The sequence below is a fragment of the Acinetobacter sp. ANC 4173 genome (assembly GCF_004331255.1).
GTDB lineage: Bacteria > Pseudomonadota > Gammaproteobacteria > Pseudomonadales > Moraxellaceae > Acinetobacter.
The window spans coordinates 83,084-100,165 of record NZ_SJOF01000011.1; the positions used below are offsets into that span (position 1 = coordinate 83,084).

Genomic DNA, 17,082 nt, shown 5'->3' on the forward strand with positions numbered 1-17,082 from the left:
AATAGCTTAAAAATTACTATTGGGGTGAAAGCTATTAAGCTGTTACAGAATTGAATGCACTAATTGTGGTTTCATAAGCCCTTTTTGCCATCTCATCAAGCGGAAGTACTCGATGATCCTGTGAAATCAGCTCAACACCATAATATGGCTGGTTAAAGCCCGCTTTCTTAATTTCATTTAAGAATAATGGAATATCAAAAGATCCTTGCCCACAGAGTTGACGATGGTGGGTTGAGTCATTAAATAAATCACCTTGAACTTCATCTGCTGCATCATTCAATTCAACTGATTTAATTAGGTGTGCTGGCACCATACTAATTTTTTCAAAATCAATATTACCACGTGCTAAATGCCAGATATCTAAGCATAATCCACCATTAGCATCACCAGTATCAACGACTTTCAAGCCATCTTCTAAAGTCGCTAAACGAGAGAAAGGCATAATTTCTAGAGCAACATTTGCATTTACTTGTGCCACTTCTTTACATAACTTTGAGAATTCCTCAGCCATGTTTTCCAAACTATTTGGTGAATTCTCAAATGGCTTAGCTCCAATTTTTAAATTACACATTCCAAGCTCTGCACCTAGCTCAATCATTTTAGAACGTTCATAATCTGATACTTTTCGAGCATCGCCAGTTAAATACCAATCTAATAAAATTTCTAGTTCGAAATATTTAATATCGTTATCTTTAAATAACTGACGGATTGTAGCTACACTGTTTTGCTGAAGTGTCGCTTGCAAATCACTAAGTACAAGACCAATTCCTTTCCAACCCGCTTTAGATGCTGCTTCAACACGCTGCTGTAATGTAAATGGGCTAATTTCTGTTGGAGCACCTGGGTATACGTTTCCAGCTAAGGTCCAATAAGCTGCTAATAAATCTGGTTTATTCATAAAATATTTCCTTTAATTTGTATTACGAAAATTATGCTTTCGAAAATTTATATCCAGTAAGATCTTGAGTAATTGCACACCAGCAGATTAGGGCATAACAAATTGCAGGAACAATAAACGCTGTAGAAATGCTTGTTATATCTGAAAGATAGCCCATAACTAGAGGTAAAATCGCACCACCAACAAACATCGTCACCATCAAAGATGCAGCCATTTGTGATTTTTTACCTAAACCACGAACACCCATAGAAAAGATTGTTGGATATAGCGTAGATTTGAACAAGAACATACAGATAAGAACTACAACTGAAATATATTGATAGCCCAACATCACGAATAAGCATGCCAATACACAAACTGAACTATTAAAGATCTGTAGCTTTCTCGGATCGATATACTTCATTACGAAGATACCCAAGAAGCGACCACTCATATAACAGAACATAGCCATAGATAGGAAATATGCTGCTTTAGCTGGAGTGATACCATCCCAATGTTCAATCACATAATTGATAAAGAATGCACCGATACCAAAATGCGCACCGTTATAACAAAATTGTGAAAGCATCGCTTTACGCACATTTTTATTCTTTAATAACGGAACATTTTCATAAACTGTATCTTCTGGACGCGGCTCAATATTATTTTCATCTTGATGATTTGCTTCTGGCAATCTGATCGAAATCATATAGCCCACGACACAAAGTACAAGAATGGAAAGCATCACATAAGTTAATGTTGCTGGTTCGACATAGAATCCTGCAACAGTCCCAGCAGGAATGAAGAATACAGCTCCACCTACTAATGGTCCGCACATGCCGCCCATTCCACCAAAAGCTTGAGCTAATGTTAAGCGACGCGTAGCATCTTTTGGATCACCCAATTTAGTGGCATATAAGTTACATACAATTTCAAGACAAGCTAAACCTGATGCTAAAATAAAAATTGCGGTTAAAAATGCTGAGAAAGTACCTACCATCGCAGCAGGAACGAAACCCATACATCCAGTAGCAAAGAGTAATAAACCAATAATAATCGAGTTTCTATAGCCAAATCGCTTCATCAGCAACCCGACAGGTATAGCTGACAAGAAGTAAGCACCTAAGTATGCTGTCTGAATAAAAGCTGACTGACCATGTGAAATATGGAAGACATCCTGAAAATGTTTATTTAGAACATCTAATAATGTATGTGAGAAAGCCCACATGAAATTAAAAGCAGTGACTAAAATCAATGTTGCTTTTATTGAGATAGCTTTCTTGCTCACAGGTACTTCTGTGATTTTACTTAAACTTGCGTCCATTGCGAGTTTCCTTGTAAACAGGTAATACTTCCCTATGAAGTATGATAATCCATACTCCACAGGTTGATTTTGTTTTCTGAGTTACTTAATTCAGTTAAATGTTAGGAATTAAGCAGCAAGAGACTTTGAAGGTCCTTCAGGATTTACAACGATTGCTTTATTGCTTTCAACAGACTCCATTGCACATACAGCTAGGTAGAGCGCTTGTAATCCATCAAATAAATTTGTAGGGAATTCTCGACCAGCAACAAGGCAAGAAACGAACACATCAAATTCTTTACGATAAGAACCAACATAACGCTCTAAGAAGAAGTTTAATAAAGGTTGCTGAGACCCTGTGAAGTCTTGAGTATATTTCTTAAGCGTAGAAGGTCGATGGTTCTGAGTTTTCAATAGACCTTGAGAACCTAATACTTCAATACGTTGGTCATAACCGTACACTGCTTCACGACAGTTATTGATAATGCATTGTTTACCAGATTTAGTTTTCAAGGTAATACTACACGTATCGTAGTCATTAATTGTTGCTAACTCTTCATCCACTAATCGGCTTGCTGTAGCAAAAATTTCTACTGGCTCTTCACCAAGGATATGTCGAGCTGTATCAAAATCATGAATGGTCATGTCTTTAAAAATTCCACCAGAAGTTTTCATATACTCTACTGGCTGCATGCCTGGATCACGGCTTGTGATAATGACTTGGCGAACATCACCGATTTCATTGTTCAAAATTGCATTTTTGATTGCAATCGTGTCTTCATCAAAACGACGATTAAATGCCAACATCACTTTACCATTGTGGCTTTGAATTTCTTCAACAGCTGTGATTGAACGTTGGAAATCTAAATCGATAGGTTTTTCACACAATACAGGCTTTTTATGTTTAACCGCATGTAGCATTAAATCAACATGTAGATCAGTTGCTGTAGCGATTACAACTGCATCAATATCATCGCGGGTGATTGCTTCATAATAGTCATACCCAGCTTCGCAATTTAACTCATTTGCTAATTTATCTACGCCTTCTTTCCAAGGGTCAGCAATAAGTTTAAGTTCACATTGTGTATTTAAAAATGCACTCTTAGAATGGATCTGAGCGATGCGTCCCGCACCTAGAATTGCTACTTTTAACATACAGATACTTCCTTTTAATAACGATACTTCAAAAATTACTTATTCTTGATAATTCTTAGGTTATACAAGCCAATTTTGAAAGAAAATAGCGATTTCTAAAAACACTTTTTCATTTTTGAAATTAATCCCATTCACCACTTATCACTTTTAAAACTGAATTTAAACCCCTTTATTTTCCCTAAATTTGAAAAAAACATTTTCAATAATTGACATTTTTTTCCGTTTTTTACGCTTCTATACTCCAAGTCAATTGATAAAAACCATGCCCAATACTCAAACATTGGAAAAATTCTGATTAATCGATAGGAACGTCGAAAAAAGATGAGGAGAAATGGATTAAGGAAAATTGAAATATGGAGAGATGTATCAAGCCATGCTGTTAATACTTTGATTTTATAAATTCAACTAAGTTTGTTCGATCAATATCTGTAAAAACAAAGTATTAGGCTCAATTAGCTTGGTCACTCATCTGAATGAAATATTCAGATCTAAGAATTAATATTCACACACCTAATTGCCCTCCCAAGGGCTGTTGAATCACAAGCAATCTAGCAGTTTTTTAAATGGAATTTAAAAAGTATCTGCAGATGTAAATCATGCTTAAAATTGAAGGAAACATGCAATGAAAATGTATAAAACACTCACTACTTCTGTCGCTACTCTTGCCTTAGCTACTTTTGCAAATTGTACTTTCGCAGCAGGTGAGTTAATCGGTATCGCCTTGCCAAATAAAACAGAAGCACGTTGGATTATGGATGGCAATAATATTGTTAAAAACCTAAAAGCGAAGGGCTATAAAACAGATTTACAATATTCAACGCTTGATGTACCTACGCAAATTTCTCAAATTGAGAACATGATTACTGCTGGTGCCAAAGTTCTTGTTGTTGCTCCAGTTGATGGTGCAACTGTTTCGAATGTATTAAGCAAAGCAAAAAAGAAAGGTATTAAGGTCATTTCATACGATAAATTGATTATGAAAACCAAAGATGTGGACTACTACGCCACATTTGATAATTACCAAGTTGGTGTATTACAAGGTACTTCTATTGTTAAAAAACTTGGGGTAGATACAGGCAAAGGCCCATTTAACATCGAACTATTTGCTGGCTCTTTAGATGACAACAATGCCCATATGTTTAATGCAGGTGCGATGTCAGTTTTGAATCCTTATATCACCAAAGGCAAACTTGTCGTGCGTAGTAAGCAAACTGCTCTTGCTAAAGTTGCGACCCTTCGTTGGGAAGGTGCCACAGCGCAAGCGCGTATGGATAACTTATTAAGTGCCTTTTACGGTGGTGCCCGCGTAAATGCTGTTTTAGCACCAAATGATAATCTCGCGACTGGTATTATCTCTTCTCTCAAAGGTGTTGGATATGGTCGTAACAATCAGCCAATGCCTGTGATTACGGGTCAAGATGCTCAACCAGCAAACATCAAAGCCATTATCAAAGGCGATCAAACATCAACAGTATTTAAAGATACTCGATTATTGGCTAGTGCTGCCGCAAATATGGTTGATGCAATCATTAAAGGTCAAACCGTTCCTGTAAACAACACTAAATCCTATAACAATGGCGCTAAAGTTGTCCCAACCTACCTAGTTAAACCTCAATTAGTTGATAAAAATAACTGGAATGCGGTTCTTGTAAAATCTGGTTATTACACAGCCAATCAACTGAAATAAGTTATCAAAAATTCAATGACTTAAATCTTAATCAGTAAAAGTTTAGGCGATTAAAAACAGATAAATGTTGGTCAGTGATTACTGACCAACAGAGGATTGCTGTATGGAAACAATACTTGAAATGCGTGGCATCAAGAAGTGTTTTGGACATGTTCAAGCACTTAGTCATGTTGATATGGTTGTCAAAAAAGGAGAAATTCACGCAATTTGTGGTGAAAATGGTGCTGGTAAATCCACATTAATGAAAGTGTTGAGTGGTGTTTATCCCCATGGTTCTTATGATGGTCAGATCTTTTATCAAGGTGAAGAACAGAAATTTTCTGATATTCATGACAGTGAAGAAAAAGGAATTATCATTATTCATCAAGAGCTTGCTCTTGTCCCAATGTTATCCATCACTGAAAATATTTTTTTAGGAAATGAACAGTCCCAATTAGGCATTATTAACTGGAATAGTTCTTATCAAAAAACTAAGCAAGTACTGGCTAAAGTAGGTTTATCCGATTCACCAGATACTTTAATCAACGACCTTGGGATCGGTAAACAACAGTTAGTCGAGATTGCAAAAGCATTATCAAAAGAAGTCAAACTGCTAATTTTGGACGAACCGACAGCCAGTTTGAATGACAATGATAGTGACAGACTACTGACTCTTCTATTAGAACTGAAGGCCCAAGGCGTTACATCTATCATTATCTCCCATAAGCTAAATGAAATTTCAAGAGTAGCTGATAGCATTACGATCATACGTGATGGCTCTTCAGTAGATTACCTAAATTGTCGTGAAGAAGACGTAAGCGAAGACCGCATCATTAAAGCAATGGTCGGTCGAGATATGGAAGATCGTTACCCTCCAAGAACACCTAATATTGGTGAAATATTATTTGAAGTCAAAGACTGGCGTGTTGATCATCCAAATCATGCTTCTCGTGAAGTCATTAAAGGAATTAGCATTAACGCACGCAAAGGTGAAATTGTCGGAATTGCAGGTCTCATGGGCTCTGGACGTACAGAACTTGCAATGAGTATCTTCGGCAAATCTTACGGCAAAAATATTCGCGGCAATGTCTCCATTCATGGCAAATCAATTGATGTCTCTACGGTAAGAAAAGCCATTGATAATGGTCTGGCTTATGTTACGGAAGACCGAAAAGGGTATGGTCTATTACTCGAAGAGAGTATTAAAAAGAATACTTCATTAGCGAACCTTTCTGGCATCTCAAACAAGTTGGTAGTCAATGATTATCGTGAGACAAACACTGCAAATGACTTTAGAAGCAAACTGCGAATTAGAAGTGCTGATGTTGAACAGCATACGGGCAACTTGTCAGGTGGAAATCAGCAAAAGGTCGTGATTAGTAAATGGCTATTCACAGCGCCAGACGTCCTCATTCTTGATGAACCCACACGAGGTGTTGATGTTGGTGCCAAGTATGAAATTTACACGATTATTGATCAAGTCGTCCAAGAAGGAAAATGCATAATCATGATCTCTTCCGAAATGCCAGAGTTATTAGGCATGTGTGATCGGATTTATGTCATGAACGAAGGAAAGATTGTTGGTGAGTTTCTGGCAAAAGATGCGAATCAAGAAGCCATTATGCGATCTATTATGAAGAATGGAGAGAACGAAAATGAACAATAGTAATAGCGCAGAAATTTCCAACAAAATGAGCGGTAAAGCAAATAAAGGTTTTAACACAAACTTCATAGCACAAGGCTTAAAGGAATATGGCTTGTTATGTGCATTGATTATTATTGTGGCATTCTTCCAATTTGCGACTGATAACGTCTTGCTGCAACCTTTAAATCTTACCAATTTAATCTTGCAGAATAGCTATATCGTCATCATGGCTCTTGGTATGCTCATGGTGATTGTAAGTGGACAAATTGATCTCTCTGTCGGATCAGTCGTCGGCTTAACTGGTGCTTTAGCCGCCAGCCTTATGGTCACACACGAAATGCCTTTTGTTCCAGCAATGTTTATTTGTATTTTGGCTGGTGCAGTCATAGGAGCAATCCAAGGATACTGGGTTGCATATTGGAAAGTACCATCCTTTATTGTGACTTTAGCAGGGATGCTCGTTTTCCGTGGTCTAACATTAATTTCTCTTGATGGTCAGTCAGTAGGCCCATTTGAAGATGGTTTTAACGCATTTAGTTCAGGCTTCATTCCTGACTTTTTTGGAATCGAGGGCATACATACGACTTCCCTTCTCGTTGGTATAGTGGTTAGTGTTACATTTTTTATCTTTGAACTTCGTCAACGTAAACAAGCTACATTGCATGGCATTGAAAATAGTTCGATGATGTTGTTTGTGTTGAAAAACCTAGCATTAAGTGCTGTGATTATCGCTTTTTCTTACGTACTAGCTTTATATCAAGGTATGCCAATAGTCTTAATCATTATGGGAATTTTGGTTGCCTTTTATACTTTCATCATGAACAAAACGACTATTGGTCGTCGTATCTATGCTGTTGGCGGAAATGCTAAAGCAGCGAAACTCTCAGGTATTAAAACTGAGCGTGTTATTTTCTTCGCCTTTGTCAATATGGGAATTCTTGCTGCTTTTGCAGGGCTAATTTTTGCAGCACGTTTGAATAGTGCAACACCAAATGGTGGCTATGGATTCGAATTAGATGTAATTGCTGCATGCTTTATTGGCGGTGCATCTGCTTCAGGTGGTGTAGGTAAAGTATTTGCAGTTGTGATTGGTGCATTTATTATGGGCGTCATGAACAATGGTATGTCAATCATGGGGATTGGCGTGGATTACCAGCAAGTGATTAAAGGATTAGTACTTTTAGGTGCTGTTCTTATCGATGTCTATACTAAAAATAAAGCATAAACCTATCGCCTTTGATGTGATGAAAAATCATATCAAAGGCTTAATTTATATAAGGCTAATACACCATTTCAAATAGGTTTTACGATGACAACAAATGATCTTTCGATATTGATACATCAAGAGGAAATACTACAATTCGATGTTTTTAATGAAGATATAGCATGGCAATTAGGCTCTATCATTTATGAACGTGGCAAATCAGATTCTCTCCCTATAGTGATTGAAATAAAAAAGTTTGATCAGACACTTTTTTTGGCAGCCAGATCTGGTGTGACCTTCGATCATCATGATTGGATTCGACGTAAGGGTAATACGGTTCAACGTTTTCTACGTAGCTCTTATCGACTAGGACATGAATTATCTATTGAAAAATTAGATATCACTCAACGATATAATTTACCTGCATATGATTATACTAGTGCTGGTGGCGGCTTTCCGATCATTGTAAAGAATATTGGAGTAATCGGAAGCATTACTATTTCGGGGCTTCCAGAGCGACAAGACCATCAGCTTATTGTCGATACACTTGCCGATTATCTAGAAAAAGATAAGAGTACTTTACAACTTTCAGTAACCAACTAAAAATTTATTTAAAAAAGAGATCTACTTATTTTATATACAAAAATTTTAAAATTATTCTAAAAATTCTCAAATCAATTGCTAATATTCGTTTCTAAAAGAAATCAGAAATAAGCTTTGTTAACTATTAGATTTATATCCATGTTGTAGATATTCTTTGCAGAAAATATGATCGACCAATTATAAAAATAAAATATACTAAACAAAATATGTTGAGTATATAACATGAATATATCTTTACTCATCTCTTCACTTCCAACACAGAACACAACCACTCGTATGAGGGTATGGCGATCGCTTAAGGCAAGTGGCGCTGCAACCCTTAGAGATGGCGTCTATTTACTCCCAATTGCACATCGCGAGAAATTTGATCCTATTGCTCATGATGTCATCTCAGAGCAAGGAACTGCCTATGTATTTCACGCGGAGTCCGCTTCAAATCTTGATCTTTCGACTATTTTCAGTCGAAAAGAAGAATATGATGCCCTTTATAAACAACTTACAGCGTTAAAAGGCCGCCTGACCAAAGATGAAAAGAAAGAGCTGCTCAAGCAAGTTCGTAGACTCAGAAAAAGTAGCAATGCGCTTGTAGACATTGACTATTATCCTGATGAGACTCAAACACAGGTTTTAAATGAACTTGCATTATTAGAATGCTCTATTGCCCGACTTGGTGAAGTCAATGAACCTCATGCAATACAAAGCCACATTCAACTTTTAGGCAAAACAGATTATCAAAACCAACTTTGGGCAACTCGAAAAAGACCTTGGATTGATCGCCTAGCCTCTGCATGGCTCATTAAGACTTTTATTGATGCCACACCTACCTTTATTTGGTTAGAAACACCAAGTGATTGCCCCAAAGAAGCCTTAGGTTTCGATTTTGACGGGGCAAAGTTCAGTCACATCAACCATTGGGTTACCTTTGAAGTTCTTTTGCATAGTTTTAGTTTAGAAACACCTGCACTAAAGAAAATCGCTGAAATTGTGCATTACCTTGATGTGGGTGGAATTGAACCTCCCGAAGCAATTGGTATTGAAAAAGTTATTCAAGGTCTTCGAAGCCAAATCAACAATGATGACCAATTATTTGCATTATCCAATCATATTTTCGATGGCTTATATGCCAATCTATCCAGAGAATAATTATGGAACAAGAACTGAGTACGTCGCCAGAAGCAGAAATACAAACAGTTTCATTTTGGCAGGCTTTTCTGTTTTGGCTTAAGTTAGGCTTTATTAGTTTTGGTGGTCCCGCAGGTCAAATCGCAGTCATGCACCAAGAACTGGTTGAACAAAAGCGCTGGATTTCTGAGAAGCGTTTTTTACATGCCCTGAACTATTGCATGCTCTTGCCTGGGCCTGAAGCACAACAATTGGCGACTTATATCGGCTGGTTAATGCACAGGACGACTGGCGGATTAGTTGCAGGCATTCTTTTTGTACTCCCATCGTTATTTATTTTAATCGGCCTTTCGTGGGTCTATGTCAAATTTGGTGATGTGCCCGTCATCGCTGGACTGTTTTACGGTATTAAACCCGCTGTTGTTGCCATTGTTTTTCATGCAACACATCGTATTGGGAGTCGATCACTCAAGAATAAATTCTTATGGCTGATTGCAACACTTTCATTTATTGCGATATTTTTCTTCAATTTACCCTTTCCTTTAATCGTTTTCTCTGCTGCGCTGATTGGATATCTAACCAGTAAAAAATATCCAACGCTATTTTCTAGCAGCAATGCGCATCAGCAAAGTAAAAAAGATTATGGGCGTGCGTTAATTGATGATGATACTCCCACACCAGCGCATGCGATCTTTAGCTGGAAACGTTTGGGCAGTATTGTGCTAATCGGTGGTCTACTGTGGTTTATTCCTATCATCAGTCTAAGCTTAATGCTTGGGTGGGATCATGCCTATACCCAAATGGCGTGGTTCTTTACTAAAGCTGCGCTACTTACTTTTGGTGGTGCCTATGCCGTTTTACCTTATGTTTATCAAGGGGCTGTAAACTATTACGGCTGGTTAAGTCCGACTCAAATGATCGATGGCTTGGCACTAGGCGAAAGCACGCCCGGCCCTTTAATTATGGTGGTTGCATTCGTTGGTTTTTTGGGCGCATTTAACCAAGCCCTCTTAGGTTCAGAGTATCTATTCTTGGCGGGAGCGATTGGAGCAACAATCGTGACTTGGTTTACCTTCCTATTTTCCTTTATTTTTATCCTCGCTGGCGCACCGATTATTGAGTCAACACATAATGAGCTCAAATTTACGGCACCCCTAACCGCCATTACAGCAGCGATTGTCGGCGTGATTCTTAACCTTGCACTATTTTTTAGTTATCACGTGCTTTGGCCAACAGGATTTGGTGGCTCTTTTGATATCGTTGCTGCTTCCATCGCACTTGCAGCCCTAATTGGACTGTTCTATTTTGAGTTGAAAGTCATGTATGTCCTTGCTGCTTCTGCGTTAATCGGCTTACTTTGTTTTAGCTTTCTTTAATATATATCAATTGAATGAAGGCCTTCTTTTGTGGGATTTGATTGAATCAATCCCACACTATTTTTAAGTCCCTTGTGTTCTCTTGAAGTTGATCGTTAAGATTCACCCAAAAAACGCAACCCGACCCCTGCAATAGTAAAAATATACTTTGGGTTCATCGCTGAGTCTCCGATTTTGGTTCGGAGTTTTTTCACCAAAATTCGAAGATAATGGGTATCTTCTTCATGCGTAATGCCCCATAACTCCGTCATGATTTGTTTTTGAGTCACGATCTTACCTTGATGACGAATCAGCAGTGCCAACAGTTGAAATTCTTTTTTGGTGAGAATAATTTCTTCATGAGCTAATTTCACTACATGCTCAGCCACATCCACAGATAATTGACCATCATCAAATACAATGTTGAGTCCAGATTGCTGTGGTTTATTACGAAACATCACTCGAATACGCGCACATAATTCCTGAATACTAAACGGTTTGGTGACATAATCGTTTGCACCTGCATCTAACAATTTAATTTTTTGATTTTCATCTGGGCGTGCAGATAACACAATCACAGGAATGTCCGACCAGAGTCTCATCTCGGTCAACACCTGCTGTCCCTCCATATCAGGTAAGCCCAAATCTAAAATCATTAAATCCGCACCACGGGTTGCCAAAGTCTCTAAGCCTTGCATGCCATTTTCAGCGACATGCACCTGATAGCCTTGCGCACGTAAGGCAATGTCCAAAAATTTTCGGATTTGAGGCTCATCATCAATAATCAGAATTGATGCATTCGGATGGATTGTTTGCGGCATAAAAATGTTTTTAGTCCTGATGTAACGGTAATCGTATGCGAATTAAGGTGCCTTGACCATCTGTTCCAGCAAAAGCTTCGATACTGCCTATATGAGCGCCAATAATTGCTTTGACAATCGCCAGTCCTAAACCTGTTCCCGTTTTACCGCGATCTCCACGCTGCATGGTATAGAACATATCAAAGATTTGCTCGCGTTCATCTTGGGGAATGCCGATCCCCTGATCGATAATGTCAATTTGCAGAAATTTTCCTTCTTGTTGAATCTTCACTTTTATCGGAACATCATCTGGTGAAAATTTGGCGGCATTTTCTAAGACATTAAAAATGGCTTGTTCAATCAAAGCAGGATGAATATACAATTGAGGAAATTCTTTCGCCAAAGCAACTTCGATTTTTACCTCAGGCTGATAGCGTTTCAGTCGTTGCGTTGCCGAGCCAATCAGTTCATCCACACCAATCCAAGCACGACTCAAAGTCAACCCTTGATGACCTAATCGAGTCATATCCAACAGGTTTTGAATATAACGATCCAGTCGTTCACCCTCAATATGAATGGTGTCTAATAATTCATGCCGATCGCTTTCAGGCATCTGTTCGCCATAATATTTAAGCGTATCTGCTGAACCAATCATCGCGGCTAAGGGTGAGCGTAAGTCATGTGATACCGAAGAAAGCAAGGCGGAACGGAGCTTTTCCGTTTCAGCCACCACACGAGAATTTTCTAACTGTAAAGAGAGCTGAACCCGAGCAACAGTTTGCGCAATGTCTTCAATCATCAACTCAGTTAAACGTTGCAATTCAAAACTGATGCTTTGAGCATTTTGATGAAAACGAATTGCAATCACGCCATATTCTTTCACCAAATTTAACGGAATAAACCACCATTCAGAATTGGTCAGCGTATTGGTAAAGCGTCCACAGGGTTTCGCATTCTTCTGCGTCCAATCTGCGGCAATCTGATCTTTTTCATTTAAAGCAGAGACATCGCCTAAAGACTGATTTTCAACTTTTAACCAGACCGTGGCATTTAATGAAGTTTCCAAATGTTGTTTGGCCACGGTCAATACCTGTTCAATATCTACACAGGTCGATAGCTTGCGCTCTAATTCTTGTAATTGTAACGACACTGAATTTGCAGCACGCAAACTTAACACCTGAGCACGTAATTGATTGGCTAAGCGACCCACCAGTAAGGCTGAAATAATGAACGTGATAATGGTAATCACGCCACGTTCAGCACTGATCATAAAGGTAAAGCGAGGTTCGATAAAAAAGTAGTTATAGAGTAAAAAACAGATGAATACGCTGATAATTGTAATCAACATGCGGGCCCGTATCGCAACCAATAATACAGTCACAATAAAAATCAAGGCTAGGTCGCTATACCCAATAAAATGATCACTGATTGCCGCCACAATCAGTCCTAGCAATACAATGATGATACTTTCAAACACTTCACGTTGAGTAAATGCCAAGCTTTGTTCTCGCCAAGATGAATGAGCTGTAGCGTTCGAGCTGGTCTGATTATTTTGAGCTTTTAAAGGCTGAACAAAGGTGATTTCAAAAGGATGCTGTTTTTCTAACAGTTGATCGGCAATATGATCTGAAAATAAACGTTGCCATAGCGATTTTTGAGGACTTTTACCGAGTAAAATATTGGAAGCCCCATAATCATAGGCTGCCTGTAAAATGGTCGATGCAATATGATTGCTATAGAGTAAATAGGTATCTGCACCGAGCTTACGCGCTAGGTTAAAAGCCTTCGTCACTGCAAAGGCTTGGGTCGTTTCAACCTTACTTTTTTGAATCGAAATGACGCTCCACGTTGCATTGCGCCTTTCCGCAATCCGATGCGCACGGCGCACCAAATCTTCTGAAAACTCAGAACCATCTATCGCCAACATCACATGATTTTGAATCGGGATAATCTGTCCTTGTGCAACAAATTTTTCTCGATAATCAATATCGACCTGCCCTGCAACAGTTTGAATTGCCAGATCACGTAACGCTGTCAAATTTGCAGCTTTAAAAAAACCTTGTAATGCATGGGGTGCAACATCGGCGAAATAAATCTTGCCATGATTCATGCGTTCTAATAACTCAGGTACAGGCAAATCAACTAGACGGATGTCTTTCAAGCGTTTTAATAACGCATCGGGAACTGTTTCAGTTACCCGAATCCCTGTAATTTGATAGACCACATCATTCAGGCTTTCCAAATGCTGGATATTTAAGGTGCTATAAACATCAATGCCTGTATCCAGTAATTCATTGACATCTTGCCAACGATATTCATGCCGACTCTTTGGCACATTGCGATGTGCGAGTTCATCCACCAACACAATTTCAGGCTTTAATTTGAGGATTTGATCAAGATCCATCTCTTCTAACATTCGCCCTTGATATTCCACAGACTTTCTTGGAATAACATTGAGCCCTTGAATCAAAGCTTCGGTGTCAGATCGACCGTGAGTTTCCACCACACCGACCACCACATGCTGCCCTTGCTGCATCAGTTCATGCGCTCGGATCAACATGGCATAGGTTTTCCCGACTCCAGGTGCTGCACCCAAGAAAATGGTCAAACGTCCAGATTGTTCACGCTGACTATGTGCCAACCATGCATCTGCTTTGTTATTACGGTCGATCTGCATAATTACGCTCTATCAACGTGTGGTCGATGACAATTGATCTAAAGCTAAATTTAGCTGTAGCACATTCACTCGCACTTGCCCATATACGCCGAATTGTGCAGGCTGAATCTGTTGTTGTACTAAATCTCGCAATTGTTGCTCTGCTAAATGACGTTGTTGTGCCACACGTTTCACCTGTAATAAAGCACTTTCAGGTGAAATATCTGGGTCAATCCCGCTTCCTGAAGCCGTCACCATCTCATTTGGCACTTCTTGCTCAGTAATATGATTATTCTGGGCAAATTGCACTGTTCGCTCTTTAATTTGTATTTGTAAATCAGGATTAGAGATTGCCAAATTACTGCCTGCCATGCCATCTATATTGTAACTTACCGCACTCGGTCGTCCATGGAAATATTGTTCACTAACAAAGTTTTGCCCCACCAAACTCGAACCCACAATCTTTCCATTCAGCTCAATCAAACTACCATTCGCCTGCTTTGGAAAGAGCAATTGAGCAATAGAAACACTAGCCGTAGAATACAGCACCCCTGCAATTAAGAAACCCACGGCTATCAGACCAAGACTTGGGCGTAGAACTGAATGTCCTTGACCCGATAATGCCAAGTCCTGTTGATTCAATTGCTCATGATTCAATAAAGTATTCATCTCTCACTCCTAAATCCACAAGGACACAACAAAGTCAATTAACTTGATCGCGATAAACGGAAAGATCACCCCACCTACACCATAAATCAGCATATTACGGCGTAACAATTGCAAAGCACTGGCGGGTTTGAATTGCACTCCTTTTAAAGCCAATGGGATCAACATCGGAATAATCAGTGCATTAAAAATCAATGCTGAAATTACTGCACTGCTTGGACTACTAAGTTGCAGAATATTCAAAACCCCAAGTTGTGGAATCGCCACGGTAAACAATGCAGGTAAAATCACAAAATACTTAGATACGTCATTTGCCAAAGAAAAAGTGGTTAATGCTCCACGAGTAATCAATTGCTGCTTGCCAATTTCCACCACATCTAGCAATTTGGTTGGATCAGAATCCAAATCCACCATATTGCCAGCTTCTTTGGCAGCTTGAGTGCCCGAATTCATGGCTAAACCAATATCTGCCTGTGCCAAGGCTGGTGCATCGTTGGTACCATCACCGACCATTGCGACTAATTTTCCTGCTGCTTGCTCGTTACGAATACAAGCCAATTTATCCTCAGGTCTCGCTTCTGCAATATAGTCATCCACCCCTGCCTCAGCCGCAATCGCAGCCGCAGTCAATGGATTATCTCCCGTGACCATAATGGTTTTGATGCCCATCTCGCGTAGTAGCGCAAAGCGTTCTTTAATACCCTGCTTGATCACATCTGATAGCTCAATCACCCCTAAAATACTGTGATTCGAAGCCACCACCAATGGTGTCGCACCTTTAGAAGCCACTTGCTCTACACGAGTTTTAAGCTCTAAGTTGTCTTGAATATTTTGATGGGTAAAATTAAGAATGGCATCGACAGCACCTTTACGAATCGTTTGTCCAGTTGCTAGATTTACTCCTGAAAGACGAGTTGAGGCACTAAATTGGATGAACTCAGCATCTTTCGGCTCTTGGATACTTTCACCTAATTCTTTCCCAAGGCTGATGACCGACTTCCCTTCAGGCGTTGGATCGGCAAAAGAGGTCAGCATCGCTGCTTGGCGTAACTCACTTGGTGTCACACCTGCCAATGGATAAAAAGCGGTGGCTTGGCGATCTCCATAGGTGATCGTGCCTGTTTTATCCAATAACAACACATCAATATCACCCGCAACCTCAACGGCTTTACCTGATTTGGCTAAGACATTGGCTTTTAAAGCACGGTTCATCCCTGCAATCCCAATCGCAGGCAGTAAGCCGCCAATCGTGGTTGGAATCAAACAGACCAACAGTGCAATCAGCAAGACGATGCTGATTTTAATCCCAACCATTGAACCAATAAAAGGTAAGGTTGCCACCACCACAATAAAAGTAATGGTCATGATATTCAGTAAGATACTCAGTGCGATCTCATTCGGTGTTTTTTGACGGTTGGCACCTTCCACCAAGGCAATCATGCGGTCTAGGAAACTATGACCAGCTTCATTACTCACGCGAATAATAATTTCATCGGACAAGACCTTAGTTCCACCAATCACACCTGAACGGTCGGTATTGGCTTCACGCAGTACGGGCGCAGACTCACCTGTGACAGCCGATTCATTGATGGTCGCAAAACCCTGAATAATCTCACCATCCGCAGGAACAATTTCACCTGCTTTGACAACGACAAGATCATCTTTTTTGAGTAGGTTTGCAGAAATCACTGTCGGGATGGCATTTAAATCAAGAATACGATTTGCAGTTAAATTTTCACGCGCCTGACGTAAAGATGCAGCTTGTCCCCGACCTTTGGCTTCTGCGACCGCCTCGGCATAATTGGCAAATAAGACCGTGACCAATAAAATCAAGCTTAGGGCTAAACCAAAACCTAAACTGGCATTTCCCATCAAAGTGGCAACAAGGGTTAAAACTGTTCCCACCCACACACATGCCATCACTGGATTTTTAAACGCGTGTTGAGGCAGCAATTTATGGAAAGTTTGCTGAATAATTTCTTTATTCAAAATATCCATCTGTGGTGTCGCATTTGAATGTTTCATTGTGC

The 17,082-nt window shown here is 39.4% G+C and carries 13 protein-coding genes; 6 read left to right on the plus strand and 7 right to left on the minus strand.

Annotation, left to right across the window (positions count from 1 at the left end; genetic code table 11):
- Positions 1–34: 34 nt before the first annotated feature.
- The 3 genes from E0H94_RS13235 to iolG form a co-directional block, all read right to left on the minus strand.
- Positions 35–898: a sugar phosphate isomerase/epimerase family protein gene (locus E0H94_RS13235; protein WP_131326948.1), complete on the minus strand. Its 864-nt coding sequence runs from the start codon at positions 896–898 to the stop codon at positions 35–37.
- Between the two features lie 31 nt (positions 899–929).
- Positions 930–2,201, minus strand: a complete 1,272-nt coding sequence (locus E0H94_RS13240; protein ID WP_131326949.1) for a sugar MFS transporter — start codon at positions 2,199–2,201, stop codon at positions 930–932.
- Between the two features lie 108 nt (positions 2,202–2,309).
- Positions 2,310–3,335 (minus strand): inositol 2-dehydrogenase, encoded by a 1,026-nt coding sequence (gene iolG / locus E0H94_RS13245; protein ID WP_131326950.1) that lies wholly within the window; start codon positions 3,333–3,335, stop codon positions 2,310–2,312.
- Positions 3,336–3,957: 622 nt separating this feature from the next.
- Here iolG and chvE point away from each other — a divergent pair.
- The 6 genes from chvE to chrA all read left to right on the plus strand — a co-directional run bounded on the left by chvE (position 3,958) and on the right by chrA (position 10,951).
- Positions 3,958–5,022, plus strand: coding sequence for a multiple monosaccharide ABC transporter substrate-binding protein (gene chvE / locus E0H94_RS13250; RefSeq protein WP_131326951.1), 1,065 nt, complete (start codon positions 3,958–3,960; stop codon positions 5,020–5,022).
- A 103-nt stretch (positions 5,023–5,125) separates the two neighbouring features.
- Entirely contained in the window at positions 5,126–6,667 is a 1,542-nt protein-coding gene (mmsA, locus tag E0H94_RS13255; RefSeq protein ID WP_131326952.1) for a multiple monosaccharide ABC transporter ATP-binding protein, read from the plus strand.
- Positions 6,657–7,871, plus strand: coding sequence for a multiple monosaccharide ABC transporter permease (mmsB, locus tag E0H94_RS13260; RefSeq protein ID WP_131326953.1), 1,215 nt, complete (start codon positions 6,657–6,659; stop codon positions 7,869–7,871). The genes mmsA and mmsB overlap by 11 nt, the downstream gene beginning before the upstream one ends.
- Positions 7,872–7,955: 84 nt before the next feature.
- Complete coding sequence (locus E0H94_RS13265) at positions 7,956–8,453, plus strand: heme-degrading domain-containing protein (protein ID WP_131326954.1); 498 nt, start codon at positions 7,956–7,958, stop codon at positions 8,451–8,453.
- 222 nt (positions 8,454–8,675) lie between these two features.
- Positions 8,676–9,596, plus strand: a complete 921-nt coding sequence (locus E0H94_RS13270) for a chromate resistance protein ChrB domain-containing protein (protein ID WP_131326955.1) — start codon at positions 8,676–8,678, stop codon at positions 9,594–9,596.
- A 2-nt stretch (positions 9,597–9,598) separates the two neighbouring features.
- On the plus strand, positions 9,599–10,951 hold the full coding sequence (gene chrA, locus E0H94_RS13275) for a chromate efflux transporter (protein WP_131326956.1): 1,353 nt from the start codon (positions 9,599–9,601) through the stop codon (positions 10,949–10,951).
- A 95-nt stretch (positions 10,952–11,046) separates the two neighbouring features.
- Here chrA and E0H94_RS13280 read toward each other — a convergent pair whose 3' ends face one another.
- Genes E0H94_RS13280 through kdpB form a run of 4 tightly spaced genes read right to left on the minus strand, consistent with a single transcriptional unit; the run spans position 11,047 to position 17,077 of the window.
- Positions 11,047–11,751, minus strand: coding sequence for a response regulator (locus tag E0H94_RS13280; RefSeq protein WP_131326957.1), 705 nt, complete (start codon positions 11,749–11,751; stop codon positions 11,047–11,049).
- Between the two features lie 10 nt (positions 11,752–11,761).
- The gene (locus E0H94_RS13285; protein ID WP_131326958.1) at positions 11,762–14,407 is read right to left on the minus strand and encodes a sensor histidine kinase; all 2,646 of its coding nucleotides are present in this window, start codon (positions 14,405–14,407) and stop codon (positions 11,762–11,764) included.
- Positions 14,408–14,419: 12 nt separating this feature from the next.
- Entirely contained in the window at positions 14,420–15,055 is a 636-nt protein-coding gene (gene kdpC, locus E0H94_RS13290) for a potassium-transporting ATPase subunit KdpC (RefSeq protein ID WP_131326959.1), read from the minus strand.
- Between the two features lie 9 nt (positions 15,056–15,064).
- Positions 15,065–17,077 (minus strand): potassium-transporting ATPase subunit KdpB, encoded by a 2,013-nt coding sequence (gene kdpB / locus E0H94_RS13295; protein WP_131326960.1) that lies wholly within the window; start codon positions 17,075–17,077, stop codon positions 15,065–15,067.
- Positions 17,078–17,082 lie beyond the last annotated feature (5 nt).